Raw genomic sequence first — 19,427 nt, 5'->3', positions numbered from 1 at the left:
GTATTATTCCTATTTTCACTTGCAACACTTTGAAAGTAATATCAGGGGACGACTTACCACTGTCACTAACCGATCACCAAAACTAAAACCAACATCTTTATGAGATTTTTTTGGCTATTCTTCACCTGCTTTTGTGTGAGTACCTGTTTTGCACAAAAAACTATTCTTCACTGTGGCCAGTTGATTGATGTAAAAGCGGGCACGGTATTGAAAGAGATGACGATAGTTATTGAAGCAAATACCATCTCTGATGTCGTTAAGGGATATGTTACCGCTGCGAAAGGAGACAAGGTGATCGATCTTAAAAATAAAACCGTGATGCCCGGGCTCATCGACTCGCATGTACACCTGGAGGGAGAAACCAATCCAAATCAATACTTGCAAACCTATACGCAAAATCCCGCTGACTATGCTTTCCAGTCGGTTGGTTATGCATCCCGAACGCTTATGATCGGATTCACTACGGTAAGGGATCTTGGTGGCAGCGGGGTAAATGTCTCACTCAGAAATGCAATAAATAAACGATTAATCGTTGGTCCGAGAATTTATACTGCCGGAAAAACCATAGCAACTACAGGCGGGCACGCTGATCCGACAAACGGTTATCGCAAAGACCTTATGGGTGATCCTGGTCCTGCGGCTGGTGTAATTAATGGCACAGATGATGCCCGTAAAGCAGTGCGTCAGCGGTATAAAGATGGATCTGATCTCATTAAGATCACCGCTTCAGGCGGTGTCTTAAGTGTAGCCAAAAGTGGTGAGAATCCACAATTCACAGTTGAGGAACTTGCAGCGATCGTAAGTACAGCCAAAGACTATGGTTTTAAGGTAGCCGCACACTGTCATGGAGCAGAGGCAATGAAAAGAGCTGTAATGGCCGGTGTGAATTCGATTGAACATGGAACCTATATGACAGATGAGGTGATGACGCTAATGAAAGAGAAAGGTACCTGGTATGTTCCAACCATTACGGCCGGCAGGTCAGTAGGTGATTCTGCAAAAAAGCCGGGCTACTATCCTGACCTGGTAACGCCAAAGGCACTGGCCATTGGTCCTAAGATACAAGGCACTTTCGCAAAGGCTTATAAGACGGGAGTGAAAATCGCTTTCGGCACTGATGCCGGTGTTTACGCTCATGGCAAAAACTGGTTGGAGTTTGTCTATATGACCGAAGGCGGAATGCCTGCAATCGAAACAATACAATCTGCAACTGTAAGTGCTGCAGAACTACTTGGAGTCACAGATATACTTGGGTCGATAGAAAAAGGTAAACTTGCAGACATCGTAGCTGTAGATGGCGATCCCATCAAAGATATACAGGCAATGGGCCGCATGAAGTTTGTGATGAAAGACGGCATAGTTTTCAAAAACGAGCAATAAACCTTTTAAGAGTTATGAGTGATGAGTTATGAATGATGAGTGCTTCAGTGATGAGTGCTTCATGATGCACTCATCACTCATCACTCATAACTATAACTCTACGACTTTCCTTTCCTCAACTGCTGTAACAACGCTCTTAAGTCTTTTGGCATTTCGGCTTCAAGCTCATAGTGGTTGCCTGCCTGGTCATTAAATATTAATTTTTGAGCATGAAGTCCAAGACGGGCGAGAATTGGCCGTTCTTCAAATTCTGACTTTGACAGCTTGAATTTTCGACGGATCGAACTTACGAGTATCGGTTGTCCATCACCGTATGTTTCATCGCAAACAATTGAGTGACCAAGATATTGCATGTGAAGCCTGATCTGGTGTGTACGTCCGGTATGGATCCTGAACTGCATCAATGAGTACTTTCCGAACTCCTCCATCACCTCATAGTCTGTTATTGAATTTTTTCCTTTCCGGTCTACGATCATGATTCCCATTTTACCTGGGTGTTGCATCATTGTTACTTCAACAGTGCCTTTCTTCTCGGCCAGGGTTCCATTCACAATGCCTGAATAGTATTTCTCAACAGTTCTGTCCTCAAAGGATTTTGAAAGGAACTGGTGCTCTTCTGCTGTCTTGGCAAATACGATGATACCGCTGGTATCACGGTCGAGGCGATGAACTGTAAAAATTTCACCGTATGCGTCTTGTAGCAATGATTTTAACGAAATATCTTTTCCTTCGCGATCAGGAATACTCAACAGGCCGGCAGGCTTGTTAAGGACAATAAACTGATCTGTTTCTTTGATGATATTCAATAGTGTTTTCAAGCTCGTAGTAAGAAAATGGTAAGAGAATGTTAGTCAATAAAAATGGATGAACCAACTGCAAACAGATGATGGATCAGCGAACGGGCTTCATGTCCGGTTTTTTAGTATAAGAGGCGTTCAGGAATTTAAGCAGGCGCACTTCCTTCTCGGCCAGGAATCGCCATTTACCGCGCTCTACATTTTTCTTAGTGAGATTTGCATACATCACCCGGTCAAGGTTTCTGACATCGTAACCAACATGCTCAAATATTCTCCTGACGATGCGGTTTTTACCGCTATGGATCTCAATACCGATAATACTTTTGTCTGTACTGTCTGCATAAGCCAATACATCCGGAGCTACAAATCCATCTTCAAGCTGCACACCTGCTACAATTTTGTCAAAGTCTTTTTTCAGTAATGGCTTGTCAAGTCTTACTTCATAGATCTTTTTTACTTCATAGCTTGGATGTGATAGCTTTTGGGCCAGCTCTCCATCGTTGGTGAGGAGCAGCACACCCGTAGTATTTCTATCAAGCCGGCCTATAGGATAAACCCTTTCCGTAGTAGCGGTCTTGATAATATCCATAACCGTCTTTCTTCCTTCGGGGTCTTCCGTTGTTGTCAGGAAGTCCTTGGGTTTATTCAGTAAAATATACACGAAGTTCCTTGTCGCAACAACCTGTTTGCCATGAACCTTCACTTCATCTTTTATAGTAACCTTAAAGCCGGGTTCAAGCACCTCTTTTCCATTGACCATCACTTTGCCTGATTTAACCAGGTCAGCAGCATCTCTTCTTGAACAAACGCCGGCATGTGCGATAAACTTGTTTAAGGGCATTACTCCTTCTTTGTAAGCTTCTGCTTTTGCAGGAACGGCTACTGCTTTGGATGGAGCAGGTATTTTTGAACCATCCGGATTTTTCAGAGCCGGCTTTGCAGCTGCGCCGGTTAATGCGATGGAAACTTTTGGTGTTTTTGGTTTTCCTGCATACCCACCTTTTCTTTCTTCTTTCTTCACGGGAGTTTTTTCAAAGGATGTTTTTCCACCGCGATCCTGGCCGGCCCCTGAATACGGTTTATTGTATGCGGTTTTTTTACCGGCATATCCACGGCCGCTGTTTTCTGATCTGTTGCCTGTCTTTGAGTCGTATTTTTTGTTGCCGTCTTCAGATTTATTGTAACGTCCTTTCTTTGCGTCATAACCGGTACCATCTTCTTCAGACTTATTGTAACCTGCGTTCTTACCCCCGTATCCTCGGTTACTTCCTTCAGACTTGTTGTAACCAGCTTTCTTAGCTTCGTATCCTACGGTGCTTCCCTCAGACTTATTGTAACCTGCTGTCTTAGCCCCGTAGCCTCTGTTACTTCCTTCAGACTTGTTGTAACCAGCTTTCTTGCTGCCGTAGCTTTTAGGGCTATCTTCCGCTTTATTGTAACCGGCTTTTTTGTTTTCGTAGCCTGTAGCTTCTCTCCCGGGCTTGTCAAAAGCAGGTTTTTTAGTTCCATATGATTCGCCGCTCGCGGCAGATTTGCCATAGGACCTGGATGCAGGGCGGCTTGTACCGCGTGCTGACTTTGAATAACCTGGTTTTTGTGCACGTTCTTCAGCCGTTCGCGCCTGGTTCTCACGCAATGGTAAAGCCTTCTGGGCTTCGCGCTGAACTTTTTTCTCTTGTTTTAGCTGATCGAAGTAGGCGTTTTTTTCTTCCCTTGCCTGTTTTTTTTCCTGGCGGATCTGTTCCTTCTTTTTGGAGCCGGTTGCACCTTTATTGATGAAGCGGTCGAAATTATTTTTTGCCATTTGAAGCGATTTGCTGTTTTACAACAGTAGTGAGTAATATACAAAGATACGCTAAATTCGCGGGATCGCGTCTCAGTCTGTCTTTAAGGATTCAAAAAGTCCGTATTGCTCTATGCTGCAATCGATCAACGATTGAGTTACACTTGTTGAAATTTTCTTTTTGTCGTACTTACATCCTCTTTCAATATTTTGATCTCAATCAGAGCAAAGTAATTATAATTTGTGTGTCTGATGTGATCATCGTGATTTAGAAACCTGTTATATGCGAGATATAGATTCATTTTATCTTACGCAGGAGGAGCCGGTAAAAAGCTGCCTGGAAGCGCTCAGGATTATTATACTCAAACATGACCAGCGCATCACCGAGTCAATCAAATATGGTATGCCCTTCTTTTCCATCCATAAAAAGATGTTATGTTATTTTTGGAAAGATAAAAAAAGTGGTTTCCCATATATCGGGTTTAAAGAAGCGAAGTTGCTTCCATTTCCTTGGCTTGATCCTGGCGATCGGTCAGTCATCAGCGTTATGCATATAGACCCTTACCAGGATCTTCCGCTGGAAAAATTAAAGCAAACGTTGAATGCCGCAATAGCCATTGCAGACTCAAGGTCAAGGGAGAGTAAGGCAGCTAAAACGCGAAAATAAGGCGATGCCTACAGGTTTATCCGAACGATGCACGCACGTTTATCGGAACGATGCACGCACGTTTATGCGAACGATCCCCAGGATTATCCGAACGATGCACACAGGATTATCCGAACGATGCACACAGGCTTATCGGAACGCAGCCTATACAGGCTTATCCGAAAATAATAGCTCAAAAGCTATCTTGCTTTAAACAGGAGAAGTCTTATTGGCAAGTTGCCCGCAGGCTGCATCGATGTCCTTTCCGCGGCTTCTTCTCAAACGTGCGTTAACCCGGTGTTTTTCAAGATAGGCCATAAACCTGTCTACTACTTCCTCATCCGGCTTGGTGAAGGTGGCAGCTTCGATGGTATTATATTCGATGATGTTCACAAGGTCAGCCGGAACCTGCCTGAAGATCTTGATCAGTTCATCAGCATCCTCGATGCTATCGTTGAAATTCTTGAAGAGGATATATTCGAAAGTGATCTCATTGCCTGTCTTTTTATAAAAATAGTTCAACGCTTCAACCAAGGCTTTCAGGTTGTTGCTTTCATTGATCGGCATGATCTCATTGCGCTTTTTATCATTGGCTGCATGCAGGGACACAGCAAGTTTGAATTTTACGCCATCATCACCCAATTGTCTGATCATTTTTGCTACGCCGGCGGTGGAGACGGTGATCCGCCTTGGGCTCATCCCCAATCCATCTGGTGAACTGATCCGCTCTATTGCCTTCAGAACGTTTTTATAGTTGAGCAAAGGTTCCCCCATGCCCATAAAAACGATGTTCGTCAGCTTTTGGTTATAAACCTTTTCACTTTGTTGATTGATGAGCACTACTTCGTCAAAAATCTCGTCGAAATCAAGATTTCGTTTGCGATCCATATAACCCGTAGCGCAGAATTTGCAACTCAGCGAACAGCCGATCTGGGAAGAAACGCAAGCGGTTTTCCGCTCTTCGGTTGGGATAAGAACACCTTCCACAAGATGTTTGTCCCAGGTACGAAACCGGCTTTTCACAGTACCGTCCGACGAGTATTGGGTGGTATCCACCGTCAATGCGGGAAGGGAGAAGTTTTCATTCAGTTTGATCCTCAGATCCTTACTGAGGTTTGTCATAGCATCGAAACTATGAGCCTGCCGGGTCCATATCCACTCATACACCTGTTTGGCCCTGAACTTTTTCTCGCCGAGGGTTTCAAAAAAAGCTTCCAGGTCGCTCAATCCCAGCTGTCTTATGTTCTTTTTGCTAGCAGACATTTTGCAAAGATATTTTAAATAGGCTATTGTAATTGTTAATTGAAATCCCTTCCGATGAACAAGGGGAAGGTTCCGCTGATTGAATAAAGTGGGGTGCTTTTCTTGAAGATGCCAATTCATAACCTAAATTGCCGGAATGTCCCGCGCCTTTATCATTGATGCCATTCGCACGCCAATCGGAAAATATGGCGGTGCCCTGAGCAGTATCCGTCCTGATGACCTGCTGGCAACTGCCATTACAGGGCTGCTCGCGCGCAACCCTGCTATTCCTTATGAAGCTATTGAAGACATAATTGCCGGTGATGCCAACCAGGCCGGGGAAGACAATCGGAACGTCGCGCGCATGGCCGCATTGTTAGCGGGCTTGCCTGTAACTGTTGCGGGCAATACGGTTAACCGCCTTTGTGCTTCGGGTCTACAGGCGATAATGGACGCCGCAAGGGCGATTATGTGCGGGGAGGGCGAAATATACATTGCGGGAGGGGTGGAAAGCATGACCCGGGCACCGTATATAGTTCCCAAAGCAGCAGGCTCCTGGAATCGCAACCTCCAGATGGTTGATAGTACTATAGGCTGGCGTTTTCCAAATAAAAAACTCACCGACAAATATTACCCGTATTCCATGGGGGAAACCGCGGAGAATGTTGCCAAACAATGGAACATTTCGAGGGAAAGCCAGGATGAATTTGCGTTGGCCTCCCAGGAGAAATATTTTGCCGCACTCCGACTCGGCAAATGGGAACAGGAAATAACCGGTGTTGAGATACTGGGCGGCAAAGAAGAAAAAATAATGCTGACGACGGATGAACATCCACGGATCACAAGCCTCGAAAAGCTGGCTGCACTGAGGCCGGCCTTCGCTGCAAATGGCACTGTGACCGCGGGTAACTCCGCCGGTATCAATGATGGCGCTGCGGCCCTTATCATCGCGAGCGAAGATGCCGTTAAGAAATATAACCTGAAACCGGTTTGTTCTATAGTATCAATGGCTGTAGCAGGCGTCGACCCTTCGATCATGGGTATGGGACCCGTACCTGCAAGCACCAAAGCACTGGCCAGGGCAGGGATCAAAGCCGCTGACCTTGACCTTGCAGAACTGAATGAAGCCTTTGCCTCTCAATCGCTGGCCTGCATCCGGGACCTGCAACTGGATGTCAGCCGTGTTAACGTGAACGGTGGTTCAATCTCAATCGGCCACCCGCTGGGCTGCAGTGGAGCAAGGATCACTACAACCCTTATCCATGAAATGCGGAGACGCTCTGCAAAATACGGCCTTGCAACGATGTGCGTAGGGGTAGGGCAGGGCGCAGCAATTGTTTTCCAGGGTGCATAGGCTGGGATTTGGGCAATGGATTTAGGAAATACCAGGAAAACTGAAATCGCGCAAACAGGACTGAAATGGTACTAATAGGTAATATGTATTACGAATGCAATTCGTATATTTAAAAAGCCTAAACCAACCTTCATGGAACAGTCACTTCCGCCGGAGCAGTTTGCAACGACTGCAATTCCGCCTGTCTCCCCGTTTGCTGACTCCGCCAGTCCCCTGGTTCAGTCGGAAAGACTTCAGATTATTGACTCATTAAGGGGAATAGCATTACTTGGCATCCTGCTGATGAATATGCCATTTTTCTCAATGCCGTTCATGTCTGCAATGGATCTCAGGGTAAGAAATGAGTATAGCGGTATTAACTATTATACGTGGTGGACAGTCTCCGGTTTTTTTGAAGGGACGATGCGCGCAATGTTTTCCATGTTATTCGGCGCCGGAACTATCCTACTTCTTAACCGGCTCGAAAAAAAACATACAGGCACCTACCCGGCTGATATCTATTACCGGCGACTTATCTGGTTGCTCATATTCGGGCTGATCAATGCCTTTATCTTTTTATGGGTAGGCGACATTCTTTACAGCTATGCTATCTGCGGACTCTTTCTTTTTCCATTCAGAAAGCTGGCTCCCAAATACCTGTTGTTAATTGGCATCGGATTGATGTTGATGATGAATCTGAAGAATACGTTGTCGTTTTATGAAGGGAAAAGCGACCGTAAAAAAGGTGAGTATGCAGTCGCACTGGAGAAGAAGAAACAAAAACTTACTGATGAACAAAAAGCAGATAAAGAAAAATATCTGGCAAGGGTTGAGCGAATGAAACCGGAGAACATGAAAAAGGAGGCAGCCAAAGAAACTGCTGCATTTCGCAAAGGATATTTTGCTTTAATGGCACATCTTCAACCTATCAATAATGAAATCCAGTCGATTGGGTTTTATAATAACCTTTTCTATGATGTACTCGCATTTTTCTTCTTCGGTATGGCCCTGTTCAAATGGGGTGTTCTTACGGGCCAGCGATCAACGAAGTTTTACCTGTTGATGTCGCTGATCGGTTACTCCGTCGGGTTGACCCTGAGTTACCTTATTTTGCGGGCTTCAGTTGATGTGAAATTTGACAGATCATACCTGGCCGACAAACTTTTATTTGATTTTTATGACGAGAAGAGATTATTCCTTTGCCTTGGTCATATAGGATTGATCATGGTCATTTATAAGCTGCGGATCATGAACTGGTTGTTTGGATTGCTAGCATGCGTTGGCCAGATGGCTTTTAGTAATTACCTGATGCAGTCTATCATTTGCACGTTAATCTTTAACGGATACGGCCTCAGATGGTTCGATGCCATGGAGCGCTACCAGATCTATATAGTGGTTGCAGGGATCTGGATCTTTCAAATCATCTTTAGCAGCATCTGGTTGAAATATTATCGCTTTGGACCATTTGAATGGTTGTGGCGGAGCCTCACTTACTGGAAGCGACAACCTTTCAGCAGATCGGAAGCGACGGTACCCGGGCCGGCAAAGGTGAGCTTTGAAATATGATGAGCTAAACCGTCGAGATCCGTAACAATAACTTTTTAATCATTCTTTGATTGGTGATGATTGAAAGGAGTATAAGACTTAAGGCAACAAGCAGTACTATCCACGAAACAAACGGAGATAGCTCCGGCCTGTCTGCCAGAACATAATGATGAAACAGCCATTGAAACAGCTGTGTGAAACCCACGGCAGTTACAACTATGATAATATAAGCCGGAACGAATTGCCCGGACACTTTTTTGCTGAGCCACGAAGGGGAATACCCGAGCGTTATCAACAGATCAAGACTGTCCCGGCTCCTTGCAATCATAAGCTGCAGGTAAAATGAAAATAACATCAGCGCCAGCATAACGACCATCAGTCCAAAAAAACCAAGACCCGTAAAGATTGCCTGGAGAACCTGTTTTACGCGTCCGAATTTCGTCCTGTCCTTATTTACTTTATAGTTTTTTGAATCAAGAAACGATAGCAATTCAGGATCATTGGCGTCCTTTGTCCGCAGGAATAATCTTGTAGCTTTCACGTCTGTTGCGTTCCCGAATTCCCGGTTTGCCCAGGTCAGAAAAGAAGCCGGTACCAACACTGAATTGATCCGGTCACTGTAGGCAACTATGGTTGCTTTAAAGGTTTGCTGCTTACCATTTATTCCAAAGCAATTGATGTTAACGATCAGCTGTGAAGCAGTTGCTTCCGAAACCTGTGGCAGGCCATAACCCGGGGCGAATACATTGTATATCTCCATGAAATCAGAAGAAAGAATCACGGGGATGATCTGTTGTCCCTCTGACCAGGTGAAATTTGGCGGCACGGTATCGATAAAAGAATTATCAAGTGCTTCTACAAAAAAGTCTGTACTGAATGGAATGATCCTGTCTATGCTCAACTGTGTCCTGAATCTATTTGCAATCAGTGGCCCTACACCATCAATAAAAGGCTGGTCCGCGACTTCCCTGATCTCATTTTCCTGGAAAAGATTTTTATCAAGCTGGCCCATCGTTTCATTCGTGATGGTCTTGCTGATCGAGATAAAATCGAAGTTGTCTTTGCGGGGGCTTTTATTGCCAAGCAATTCCTGGATGTTCAGGAACATCTGTACGGAAGATAGCAGCAACAGTACGCCAATGCCGAGACCGAGGTAAGAAGATATCCTCGAGTAGCGGCTGGTACTGCTTTGAATCAGGGGCCTTATATTATTATATGACAGGGGCAAAAAAATCTGTGATGAGTTATGGGTGATGAGTGATGAGTAAGTTATGAGTTGTCAACCGGAGATTCATAAGTTAAGTAACCTGCTTTTCGGATAAAAGGGAGTTTGTTCCAGGTCGGCAAAGATAACGGTAGCATTTCTTTTACGCACTTCTTCCAGGATGAGTTCCATCGCCTTCTCCGCATTTTTTTTATCCAGGTGACTGAATGGCTCATCCATAAGCAGTATATCGAAAGGTTGCATCAGGGCCCTTATAATTACTATTCGTTGCTGCTCGCCATATGAACAGTTTCCACATAAAGCATCCAGCTTATCGGCTATTCCTAACCGTGAGGCCATTTCGTTTACCGGGCTCTGTTCGTGAAAGGGAGCAAGTTGTCTTTTGATCTCGATATTCTGAAATACTGATAATCCATTAAACAAACGCATATCCTGGAATACAACACTCAGATGGTCTTTCCGGTACTGCGACATGGCTTCATGCCCGGCCGAACTTAATTCTTTCTTGTTATATCGTATCACGCCTTTGTAATCGCTGCGTAATCCGTACAGGAAATGAATGAGTGATGTTTTACCGCTGCCTGAAGGGGCCACAATCTCGATCAGTTCGCCCTGGCTAAAAGATAAATCCTGTAACCAGACCTGTGAGTTTTCAGACTGGGTACCGGTAAACCAGGCGGGCAGTAATTGCTGAATTTCAAAATCCATAAGATCTTCCAACTTACCTGAACCACGGCGCTAAAGGCCGGAACGTTACTTTTAAGACCGGGTCAAAAAAAAGGATGGTCACCGCTGACCATCCTTCCAAATTATCAGAATGCTTTTTTCTTTTTGTTGAGTGACATCTGATCAGCGTATTGGTTCAGCTGTTTCAGGCTGTTGGTCGATTTATTAACCAGGTTTATTTCAACGTCATAATTCAAAGCGTCGTTTTTCAGGTTACCTCCTGTAACCAGGATATCCTGCCACATCTTTAAGGAGAGATCCAGGCTGGCCTTGCTGGCGGTATCTTTGGCACCGGCAAATCCTGAAATCATGATCTTCTGCAAATCAACATAAGCTCCGAAAGGATGGCCTGTAATTTTTGAGGCAAAAGCCTGGTTGTTATTTCCGCCTGCAAGGAATTTCGTTACCTGCTCCTGGGAATTACCGGCTGCGAACCAGTTATTATTCATACTATAGTTAAGCTTTGGAAAACCACCACTCTGGGTGATGTCGCCGACCTGCCCTGCGATTATGCCTACCATTTTATCAAATGCCGGCTTATCATTGATCGAGGTTGCAAAAAGATAATTTAACTCAGGAGTCATGTTCGGTGTTGCACCCATAGATCCGTCAGGATTAGTGGGAGCAGAGTCAGGACCTGAATAAGGTTTAAGGTCACTGACAGCTACGATCAATTCCCCTTTATTTGCCTTTACAAATTCGTCAACACTGTATCCGACCTGTTGCATAAAACCATTAACGGCACCATCAAATCCAAAGAGCTTCATAAACTCTTTTAAACCCTCCGGCGGATAGTTCATCACAATTGCTGCAGCTACATTTTGTGAGGGGATGCGATTAATAACATCGGCAGATATATTTTTAGCCGGGTATTTTTCCAGCAGCTTCAAAACGTCCTTGTTGAAAAACTGTTTTGACCTGATTGCAATCTTTCCGTCTTCAAAGTTAACAGACATACCTGTTGCATTCTTATCAAAAAGGGCGTTTACCTTCAGCATAGATAACATGCCTTCAGCCATGGCTCCCGAATTCTTTTCATTGTTCATCCACACATGCATATCACCAGCCTCTTTCATAGTCGCTGCGAAACGGTCATCTTCATACATGCTCTGATCTGAAGGAAGATCATATAAGATGGTGCCAAACATCTGGAGACTATCAGCCGGGAATGAGTACGGAGCCTGCTGCACACCCTGGCTCATCGGGGAGAAGCCACCCATATTCGGCGCGTTCAATACATAAACGAATCTTGACTCGTTCCAGCTGAGTACACCGTTCTCTTTAATTTTCATGAGATGCAGATCACCGGATTTTGTTGATGCCGCTCCATCGTTTATTTTCTTATTAAAGGCCTCAAATGCTGCCGCGTCCTTTACAAAACCTTCAAAGACCATGTAGCCACCGCGGCCCTGTCTTTTCACAAAAAATGCAAGGTCCTTTTCAGTGTCAACTCCGGAAGCTGCGGGATCATCCATCATTTTTTTAGCAAGCGAGTCATCTGCTTCAGCGTAGATCTCCCTGAACCAGTTTGTGCTTTTGATTTCATTCCAGGATAATTTCTTTGTTAGTCCACCGGAATTGATGTGAACAACAATGGATGCATCTTTAGGGATGGCAAGGCCGGATTTATCACCACGGCCGCAGGATATTGCTACTACTGTAATCACAGCAAACACAGCAACGGAAAAAACATTACGTTTCATATTTAAGGTTTGATTTTGTTATATTATCTGAATGTAGGTGCTCATTCGTTTGACTTTGTTATAGATTATCCGGAGGTCAGGAGCTTATTTGTTTGTTATCAGGTGTGATGTTTTGCGGGTCAAAAAACGACACTAGTTCCGATAATGGCATGGTCAGCTGTTCCTTAGACCTGAGATTTTTAACCACACAATTTTGATCTTCGAGTTCTTTTTTACCAATACTAACGGTAAAGAGTATCTGTTTTTTTTCTGCGTATTTATATTGTTTGTCAATCCTGGCGGGCTCGGGATAAAGCTCGGAAGCAATTCCGTGTTCACGCAGCTCTTGAACCATTCGGAATCCTGCTCTGCTTTCAGCCTCACCCAGGTTAAAAAAAAGCACCTGTGTGCCGGTTTGAACCGCCGCGGGGAAAAGGTTCAATTCGTCCATCACATCATAGATCCTGTCCACCCCAAAAGAAATTCCAACACCGGGTATGCCCGGGACTCCGAACAGGCCAGTAAGATCATCATACCTTCCACCGCCTCCGATACTTCCCATCTGCACATTTTTTGCTTTCACCTCGAATATTAAACCCGTATAATAGTTAAGTCCCCGCGCCAGTGTCAGGTCCACAACCAGGTTATCCTGGTAGTTTGTTGCCGGATAATCCAGCAGGTACTCAAGTTCAGCTATGCCTTCACTTGCTCCCTCGCCTGGTATAAGATCTTTTAATTTCAGAAGCTTCTCGCTGTTGCTGCCGGATATTGACAGGTATGTTTTAATAACATTTATCTGTTCACCTGTTAAACCCCGCTCCGCAAGTTCGCCAGCGACTTTCTCCAGGCCAATTTTATCAAGCTTATCAATGGCGACCGTGATATCAGTCAGCTTTCCTGCCCCTCCGCAATGTTCTGCAAGGGCTGCCAGTATCTTCCTGCTGTTTATTTTCAATTCAACATCTATCCCCAATTTTTCAAAGACCGTTGCATATATACCAGCCAGCTCAACTTCATTAACCAGGCTTTTGCTTCCGACTACATCAGCATCACATTGAACAAATTCGCGGTATCGTCCCCGTTGTGGCCGGTCCGCTCTCCATACAGGCTGCACCTGGTATCTTTTGAATGGCATGGCAAGCTGACCATGATTCATTGCTACATAACGGGCGAAAGGTATAGTAAGATCATATTTCAACGCCCGTTCAGTTAGTCTTTGGTCGTTTTTTCCCTGCAACACGTTTTGAAAGCCGAGGTTCGCCTTTTCGGTATTTTTTGGATCATTCAATCCATTATTAAGGATCTTGAAAATGAGCTTGTCTCCTTCTTCACCATATTTGCCCATCAGTGTTTCAAGATTTTCCATGGCCGGGGTTTCCAGCGGCTGAAATCCATAGACCTCGAAAACCTTCCGGATCGTATCCAGGATATAATTTCTCTTCCTGACCACATCGGGACCAAAATCACGGGTACCTTGTGGCAATGAAACTTTTATACTCATTTTTTATATTGGTAGGGTAGTTGATAAAAATATTACGGAATCAATCATATTTCCTTAAGATAGCATCGCAGGCCTCATTGATCATCTTATATACTTCATGATAACCCGGCTCGGTTCCATACCAGGGATCGGGCACGTCCATTCGTTTGCCGGGGTAGAGTTCATCCATCAATAACTTCACTTTTGAACCATCATAGTTTTTTCCTGCTATCCATTTCATTTCGGTGATTACTTCATCGGCCATTGCATAGATGATATCATAATTTTTGAAGTCGGCCGGTTTGAACTGGGTCGCTTTCTGACTGCATATATCAATTCCATTGAGCCTGGCAACTTTTTGAGACAGACGGTGAGGCGCTTCACCTATATGATAGCCGTTGGTGCCGGCACTATCTATAATCCAATCCCTGTTTGCTGCTTTTGCCTTGTGTTTCAGGATTCCTTCTGCCAGCGGACTGCGGCATATGTTACCCAGGCAGACCATCAAAATTTTCATGTTCGCAAAGATAGTTTTAAGGCCGGGGTTTTCGGAGGGGTATTTAACTTTTCATGTTATGGAATGACTCGTTGAGCTGCATCTATATATAAGTATCTGAAGTTTTTTAAACGGTTTTGGAGCTTTTTCTTGACGTGGGAATTTGGGATATGGTATGATTTTTTTAAATATGAGATAGCGTTCATTTAATCATAGCTTCGGAAACTCAACTTTTGTTATTACTGATTATTTAAAAGGAAGCCATTCTTCAATCCCTGTGAAGTTTTTTTTGAAGGTAATTTCATAACTTGCCCGAACCCCTGAAAAAATCTAATATGAACGAATTCGAACAGAAGTCGCATGATGACTATGAAAAGAGGAAGCTTAGGGCATATAGCACCCGGAGATCGATAATGGATTTCGGTATGGGGCTGATTTATTTTGCAATAGGTGGATTTTTCCTGTTTTCGCGACAACTTGGTTTTGAGCTCGCTTTTCCCGTGCCACCATTTTCCTACATCTTTGGAGGATTATGTATTCTTTACGGGTTATTCAGAATTTACAGGGGTTACAGGAAAAATTATATTAATTAATGCGGAATTCAAGGACGTCCCTAAGGGGGACGAGTTTATTGTTGTTGCTTCCTTTTTTCGTTTTCGGCGTTTTCCTGTCATCTTGCGACGATTCAGCCGGCGCTGGTTCCCAGGAGACCCTCACAAGCGGGACAATCACGATAAGTGTGGACGAATCTTTCAAGCCGGTTATGGACTCGCAGGTGAAGGTATTCCAGGCCCAGCATCCGGAAGCGAAGATCATTGTTGATTATAAGCCGGAAGCAGAATGTTTGAGGGATCTTATGAACGACAGTGTCCGCCTGGTGATTGTTACGCGTAGTCCAACGCGGGAAGAGGAGAAGCTGATGACTGATAAATACAAATTTAAACCGGCATTTGGATCATTAGCTGTTGACGCCGTGGCCGTTATAGTAAATAAACAATCGAAAGACACGCTTTTTACTATTCCGGAGCTGCAGGGAATGCTAAAGGGGACCAGCAAATACCCGTATAAGGTATTGCTTGACGGCGCAAGGCAAACCAGCACCGTTAGATATGTGAGGGATACGCTGCTGAAAGGTGAGGCATTGAGCAAAAATATCGTGGGGGCCGCTAACAGCGAGGCAGTAATAGAATATGTATCCAACCATAATGACGCAATTGGCATGATAGGTGTAAGTTGGATAGGTAACAGTGATGATACCACTCAGCTGAGCTTCCTGGAGAAAATCAAACTGGCCCAGATCGAGTGCAGAGACTGTACCGGGACCTATGTTCATCCTTATCTTGGAAACATCGCACTTGGCAAATATCCGATGGTACGCCCTTTGTATTATGTTCTGAAAGAAAATTATAAGGGTCTTGGCAGCGGATTTGCGAATTTTCTCATCTACGAGAAAGGACAATTGATTTTTAAGAGAGCGTATTTGTTGCCGACGAGGATGCAGTTTGACGTGAGAAACATGAGTATTACAGAATAGCCCTGAAAACCGAATATAAACACGATAAATTACAAAATCTAAAAATCAGGAATCGACAATGATGAAACGATCGTTAAGTCTGGTAGTAGCATTGGCCTTAACCGGTAATGCGCTGTTTGCTCAAAATGTTGAGCAAGGCAAAAAGTTTTTGTACTATGAAAGGTTCAAAAGCGCAAAGGAAACATTCGACAAGGTCCTGGCATCAAATCCTAACAACCTGGAGGCTGTATATTGGCTGGGTCAGACTTTGCTCGATAAAAAGAATGCGTTAAGAGATACGGTGGCCGCGAAAGCATTGTATCAGAAATACCTTACGCAAAATGGCAACGCTCCTTTGCTTCTTGCCGGAATGGGTCAGATTGAGCTGATGGAAGGTAAAACCAATGAAGCGAGACAACGCTTTGAAACTGCGTTGAACCTTACCAAGAACAAAGAAGTTGATGTGATCAACGCGGTTGCAAATGCGAATATTGACGTCTCTGCCGGTGATGCAGCATATGCGATTGAAAAGCTCAAGATCGCGCCAACGATCAAAAAATTCGCTTCTCCGGAAACTTATATGTTAATGGGGGATGCTTACCGCAAGATGATTGATGGTGGTAACGCAGTAACCTCTTACACCAAGGCGCTGGAATTCGATCCAAAACATGCAGCCGCAAAAAGTAGTATTGGAAAAGTATATCTTACTCAAAATAATCCTGAGTATTTTCTGCCTGCGTTTGAAGATGCCATCAAGCTGGATCCTGCATATGCCCCAACATATTATGAGTTGTTTTACTACTGGTACTTCAGGGATGTTAATAAAGCGGCGCCCTATCTTGATCAGTATGTCGCAAACAGCGATCAGGGCCCTGAACAGGAATATCTGAAAGCTGACTTCCTGTACGCTTCAAGCAAATTCGCAGAAGCGAAAGCCAAAGCAACGGAGTTAATTACTCAACTTGGAGACAAAGTTAGTCCAAGAATGTATCGTATGCTTGCTTACGTAAATGATACATTGGGCGATCTCGCCGCTGCAAAACAAGCCATGACAACTTACTTGACTAAAGCAGCTCCCGAAGAGATTCTTCCAATGGATTATGAAGAATTAGGAAGAATTGCTTCAAAGACTCCGGGTGCCGAAGCTGAAGCATTCGCAAATTATCAGAAGGCGATCGAGATGGACACAGTAGCAGCTAACAAGGTAAAATACATCCAGAAAGCTGCTGATCTCGCCAAGAGTCTGCGCGATTCAGTACAGGTAGCAAACTGGCTTGGAATGGCTTACAAAATTGATCCGGATCCATCGCAGAAGGCCCTGTACGACTGGGGATTTGCCAATTATACTGCAAAGAACTACGCTACAGCCGATAGCATCTTCTGTAATGTCTACCAGACAAAATACCCTGATCAGATCTATGGATATTTGTGGTGCGCCCGTACGGCTGTAGCCAAGGACACCACGCTTGAGCAGGGTCTGTATGTGGATCCGTATAAAAAGCTTTTATCTTTCACTGATACCGTTCCGGATTCAGCCCGGGTGAAACTGAAAGCCATCATGGTTGAGTCAAATACCTATCTTGCCCAGTATTATGCAAACGTGGCAAAAAATACCGATTCAGCAGTTGCTTATCTCGAAAGAATTCTCGTCATTGATCCATCAAGAACGGATCTGACAGCCACGATAAACCAACTGAAGAATCCACCTAAGCCAAAGCAGCCAGCACAGAAACCGTCAGGTACCAAGCCTGCAACACCTGCAAAAAAGAAGACTTCGACGGGGAAGTAGAACCGTCTTATATTGAATTCTTTATATCAGTCCCGTCCCGGTTTTCCGGGACGGGATTTTATTTTGCAATTCACACAATGACATTTGGAATGTCACCACTCTGTCTTATTTTTGCGCCTAAACCAATATGCGGGTTAAATATGAAGTACCTTTTACAAGCCTCAGCCGCCGCTCAAGACCCAAATAGCTCCTATTGGTATTTCCCTATAGCATTACAGCTCCTGTTTGCCCTTGTCCTGGTGGGTGGTATCATGTTCCTGACACATTTGTTGGGTCCGAAAAGAAGTACGTCCGACAAGCTGGCAACATTTGAAAGTGGAATTGAAAGTATCGGGAATGCCCGTCAGCCTATGGCAATAAAATACTTCCTTGTTGCGATACTGTTCGTATTATTTGATGTTGAAGTAATATTCTTCTATCCCTACGCTATAAATTTTAAACACCTGGGGTGGAACGGTTTTTACGCAGTTTTAATGTTTGTAGGGTTCTTCATTGCTGGCTTTACCTATATCATTAAAAAAGGTGCCCTGAGATGGGAAGATTAACGGGAAATAACAACTTTCAAGGCAGATAAATGTTATTGAAGCAATGTAAATCAGCGATGATTACCGGATGGATCGGAACGACATTTACCTTTTAAGATTGAAAAACTAAATTCTAAACGATGCGACCTGTTCAATATAATATTAACGGCGAAAACAATATCAAACTTCTGAAAGAAGGGCCTGAAGGCTATTCCGGCGAAGGTTTTTTTGCAACCACACTGGATAAAGTTGTAGGACTTGCCAGGAAAAATTCTATCTGGCCACTGCCTTTTGCAACTTCCTGCTGCGGTATCGAATTCATGGCTACGATGGCGGCCAACTACGATATGTCGAGGTTTGGCTCAGAACGTATGGCATTTTCTCCCCGCCAGTGCGACCTGATGATGGTAATGGGAACCATAGCGAAAAAGATGGGACCGATTGTAAAACAGGTTTACCTGCAGATGGCTGAACCCCGGTGGGTACTTGCCATGGGAGCCTGCGCATCAAGCGGAGGCATCTTCGACACCTATAGTGTTTTGCAGGGAATCGACCAGATAATTCCTGTAGATGTGTATGTGCCGGGTTGCCCGCCAAGGCCCGAAGCGGTAATTGACGGCTTTATGAGGGTCCAGGACCTGGTGGGAAAAGAAAGCCTGAGACGAAGAAACGGCGAGAGATACAAGGAACTTATGGAAAGCTACGGAATCCAATAAACCAAGAAACCAGACCGGCTAAACTGCAGAAAATTCAAATGAGTCTAACTTACGATCATATAAAATCCAAACTAACTGAAAAATTCGGCGACCAGGCCACCAATTTTGAAGAATCATACGGAATGCTCTCTTTCGAAGCTCCAAAGGAAATGAACCTCAAGGTGATGCAATTTCTGTTTGATGAGCCCGATCTGAACTTTAAATTCCTGACTGATCTTACGGCTGTGCATTATCCCGATAACCAGGGACGCGAGCTGGCGGTTGTGTATCATCTTCACAACCTGGTCGACAACGTGAGGATCAGGTTCAAAATCTTTACCGATATCAATTCCCCCGATGTTTTTACGGCGGCCAACCTTTTTTCAGCCGCAAACTGGATGGAAAGGGAAACTTATGATTTTTATGGAGTCAATTTCATTGGTCATCCTAACCTGAAGCGAATATTGAATGTTGACGAGATGGACTATTTCCCGATGAGGAAAGAGTTCCCCCTTGAAGATCAGACAAGGATCGACAAGGATGATGATATGTTTGGAAGATAAAATACTAT

Annotated in this window: 18 protein-coding genes; 10 read left to right on the top strand and 8 right to left on the bottom strand. The window is 44.3% G+C overall.

Translation table 11 applies throughout. The annotated features are described in order from the left end of the window. The first annotated feature begins 99 nt into the window (after window positions 1-99). A complete protein-coding gene (locus tag ACX0G7_RS07790) occupies window positions 100-1,380 on the top strand; it encodes a metal-dependent hydrolase family protein (RefSeq protein ID WP_458922879.1) in 1,281 nt (426 codons plus the stop codon). Window positions 1,381-1,478: 98 nt separating this feature from the next. Here the strand turns inward: ACX0G7_RS07790 and ACX0G7_RS07785 are convergent, their stop codons facing one another. Continuing rightward, window positions 1,479-2,198 carry an RluA family pseudouridine synthase gene (locus ACX0G7_RS07785; protein ID WP_458922878.1) on the bottom strand — a complete coding sequence of 240 codons (720 nt, stop codon included), beginning with the start codon at window positions 2,196-2,198 and terminating at the stop codon, window positions 1,479-1,481. A 73-nt stretch (window positions 2,199-2,271) separates the two neighbouring features. Further along, on the bottom strand, window positions 2,272-3,981 hold the full coding sequence (locus ACX0G7_RS07780; protein WP_458922877.1) for a pseudouridine synthase: 1,710 nt from the start codon (window positions 3,979-3,981) through the stop codon (window positions 2,272-2,274). Window positions 3,982-4,243: 262 nt separating this feature from the next. Here ACX0G7_RS07780 and ACX0G7_RS07775 point away from each other — a divergent pair, with 262 nt between their 5' ends. Further along, the gene (locus ACX0G7_RS07775; protein WP_458922876.1) at window positions 4,244-4,627 is read left to right on the top strand and encodes a DUF1801 domain-containing protein; all 384 of its coding nucleotides are present in this window, start codon (window positions 4,244-4,246) and stop codon (window positions 4,625-4,627) included. A gap of 189 nt (window positions 4,628-4,816) precedes the next feature. Here the strand turns inward: ACX0G7_RS07775 and rlmN are convergent, their stop codons facing one another. After that, the gene (rlmN, locus tag ACX0G7_RS07770) at window positions 4,817-5,869 is read right to left on the bottom strand and encodes a 23S rRNA (adenine(2503)-C(2))-methyltransferase RlmN (RefSeq protein WP_458922875.1); all 1,053 of its coding nucleotides are present in this window, start codon (window positions 5,867-5,869) and stop codon (window positions 4,817-4,819) included. Between the two features lie 136 nt (window positions 5,870-6,005). On the opposite strand from rlmN, the gene ACX0G7_RS07765 reads away from it, so the two are divergent. Next, the gene (locus ACX0G7_RS07765) at window positions 6,006-7,202 is read left to right on the top strand and encodes a thiolase family protein (RefSeq protein WP_458922874.1); all 1,197 of its coding nucleotides are present in this window, start codon (window positions 6,006-6,008) and stop codon (window positions 7,200-7,202) included. 132 nt (window positions 7,203-7,334) lie between these two features. Further along, the gene (locus ACX0G7_RS07760) at window positions 7,335-8,747 is read left to right on the top strand and encodes a DUF418 domain-containing protein (RefSeq protein ID WP_458922873.1); all 1,413 of its coding nucleotides are present in this window, start codon (window positions 7,335-7,337) and stop codon (window positions 8,745-8,747) included. A gap of 4 nt (window positions 8,748-8,751) precedes the next feature. Here the strand turns inward: ACX0G7_RS07760 and ACX0G7_RS07755 are convergent, their stop codons facing one another. The 5 genes from ACX0G7_RS07755 to ACX0G7_RS07735 form a co-directional block, all read right to left on the bottom strand. After that, window positions 8,752-9,954 (bottom strand): FtsX-like permease family protein, encoded by a 1,203-nt coding sequence (locus ACX0G7_RS07755; protein WP_458922872.1) that lies wholly within the window; start codon window positions 9,952-9,954, stop codon window positions 8,752-8,754. Between the two features lie 63 nt (window positions 9,955-10,017). After that, window positions 10,018-10,659, bottom strand: a complete 642-nt coding sequence (locus ACX0G7_RS07750; RefSeq protein ID WP_458922871.1) for an ATP-binding cassette domain-containing protein — start codon at window positions 10,657-10,659, stop codon at window positions 10,018-10,020. A gap of 104 nt (window positions 10,660-10,763) precedes the next feature. Next, the gene (locus ACX0G7_RS07745) at window positions 10,764-12,380 is read right to left on the bottom strand and encodes a DUF4836 family protein (protein WP_458922870.1); all 1,617 of its coding nucleotides are present in this window, start codon (window positions 12,378-12,380) and stop codon (window positions 10,764-10,766) included. 76 nt (window positions 12,381-12,456) lie between these two features. Continuing rightward, a complete protein-coding gene (gene hisS / locus ACX0G7_RS07740) occupies window positions 12,457-13,860 on the bottom strand; it encodes a histidine--tRNA ligase (RefSeq protein ID WP_458922869.1) in 1,404 nt (467 codons plus the stop codon). A 40-nt stretch (window positions 13,861-13,900) separates the two neighbouring features. Next, entirely contained in the window at window positions 13,901-14,356 is a 456-nt protein-coding gene (locus tag ACX0G7_RS07735) for a low molecular weight protein-tyrosine-phosphatase (RefSeq protein ID WP_458922868.1), read from the bottom strand. A gap of 314 nt (window positions 14,357-14,670) precedes the next feature. Between ACX0G7_RS07735 and ACX0G7_RS07730 the strand changes: the two genes are divergently transcribed. From ACX0G7_RS07730 to ACX0G7_RS07705, 6 genes are all read left to right on the top strand, one after another. After that, window positions 14,671-14,928: a hypothetical protein gene (locus ACX0G7_RS07730; RefSeq protein ID WP_458922867.1), complete on the top strand. Its 258-nt coding sequence runs from the start codon at window positions 14,671-14,673 to the stop codon at window positions 14,926-14,928. Next, window positions 14,928-15,869: a PstS family phosphate ABC transporter substrate-binding protein gene (locus ACX0G7_RS07725; RefSeq protein WP_458922866.1), complete on the top strand. Its 942-nt coding sequence runs from the start codon at window positions 14,928-14,930 to the stop codon at window positions 15,867-15,869. Before ACX0G7_RS07730 ends, ACX0G7_RS07725 begins: the two co-directional genes overlap by 1 nt. 58 nt (window positions 15,870-15,927) lie before the next feature. Continuing rightward, on the top strand, window positions 15,928-17,637 hold the full coding sequence (locus ACX0G7_RS07720; RefSeq protein ID WP_458922865.1) for a tetratricopeptide repeat protein: 1,710 nt from the start codon (window positions 15,928-15,930) through the stop codon (window positions 17,635-17,637). 140 nt (window positions 17,638-17,777) lie between these two features. Then, window positions 17,778-18,182, top strand: coding sequence for an NADH-quinone oxidoreductase subunit A (locus ACX0G7_RS07715; RefSeq protein WP_458922864.1), 405 nt, complete (start codon window positions 17,778-17,780; stop codon window positions 18,180-18,182). A 119-nt stretch (window positions 18,183-18,301) separates the two neighbouring features. Continuing rightward, window positions 18,302-18,877 carry an NADH-quinone oxidoreductase subunit B gene (locus ACX0G7_RS07710; RefSeq protein ID WP_458922863.1) on the top strand — a complete coding sequence of 192 codons (576 nt, stop codon included), beginning with the start codon at window positions 18,302-18,304 and terminating at the stop codon, window positions 18,875-18,877. Between the two features lie 38 nt (window positions 18,878-18,915). Continuing rightward, a complete protein-coding gene (locus ACX0G7_RS07705) occupies window positions 18,916-19,419 on the top strand; it encodes an NADH-quinone oxidoreductase subunit C (protein ID WP_458922862.1) in 504 nt (167 codons plus the stop codon). The last annotated feature ends 8 nt before the right edge of the window (window positions 19,420-19,427 follow it).

It is taken from the genome of Flavitalea antarctica (assembly GCF_054461535.1).
The sequence above is the reverse complement of the archived record's forward strand: the minus strand, read 5'-3'. Positions and strand labels throughout refer to the sequence as shown.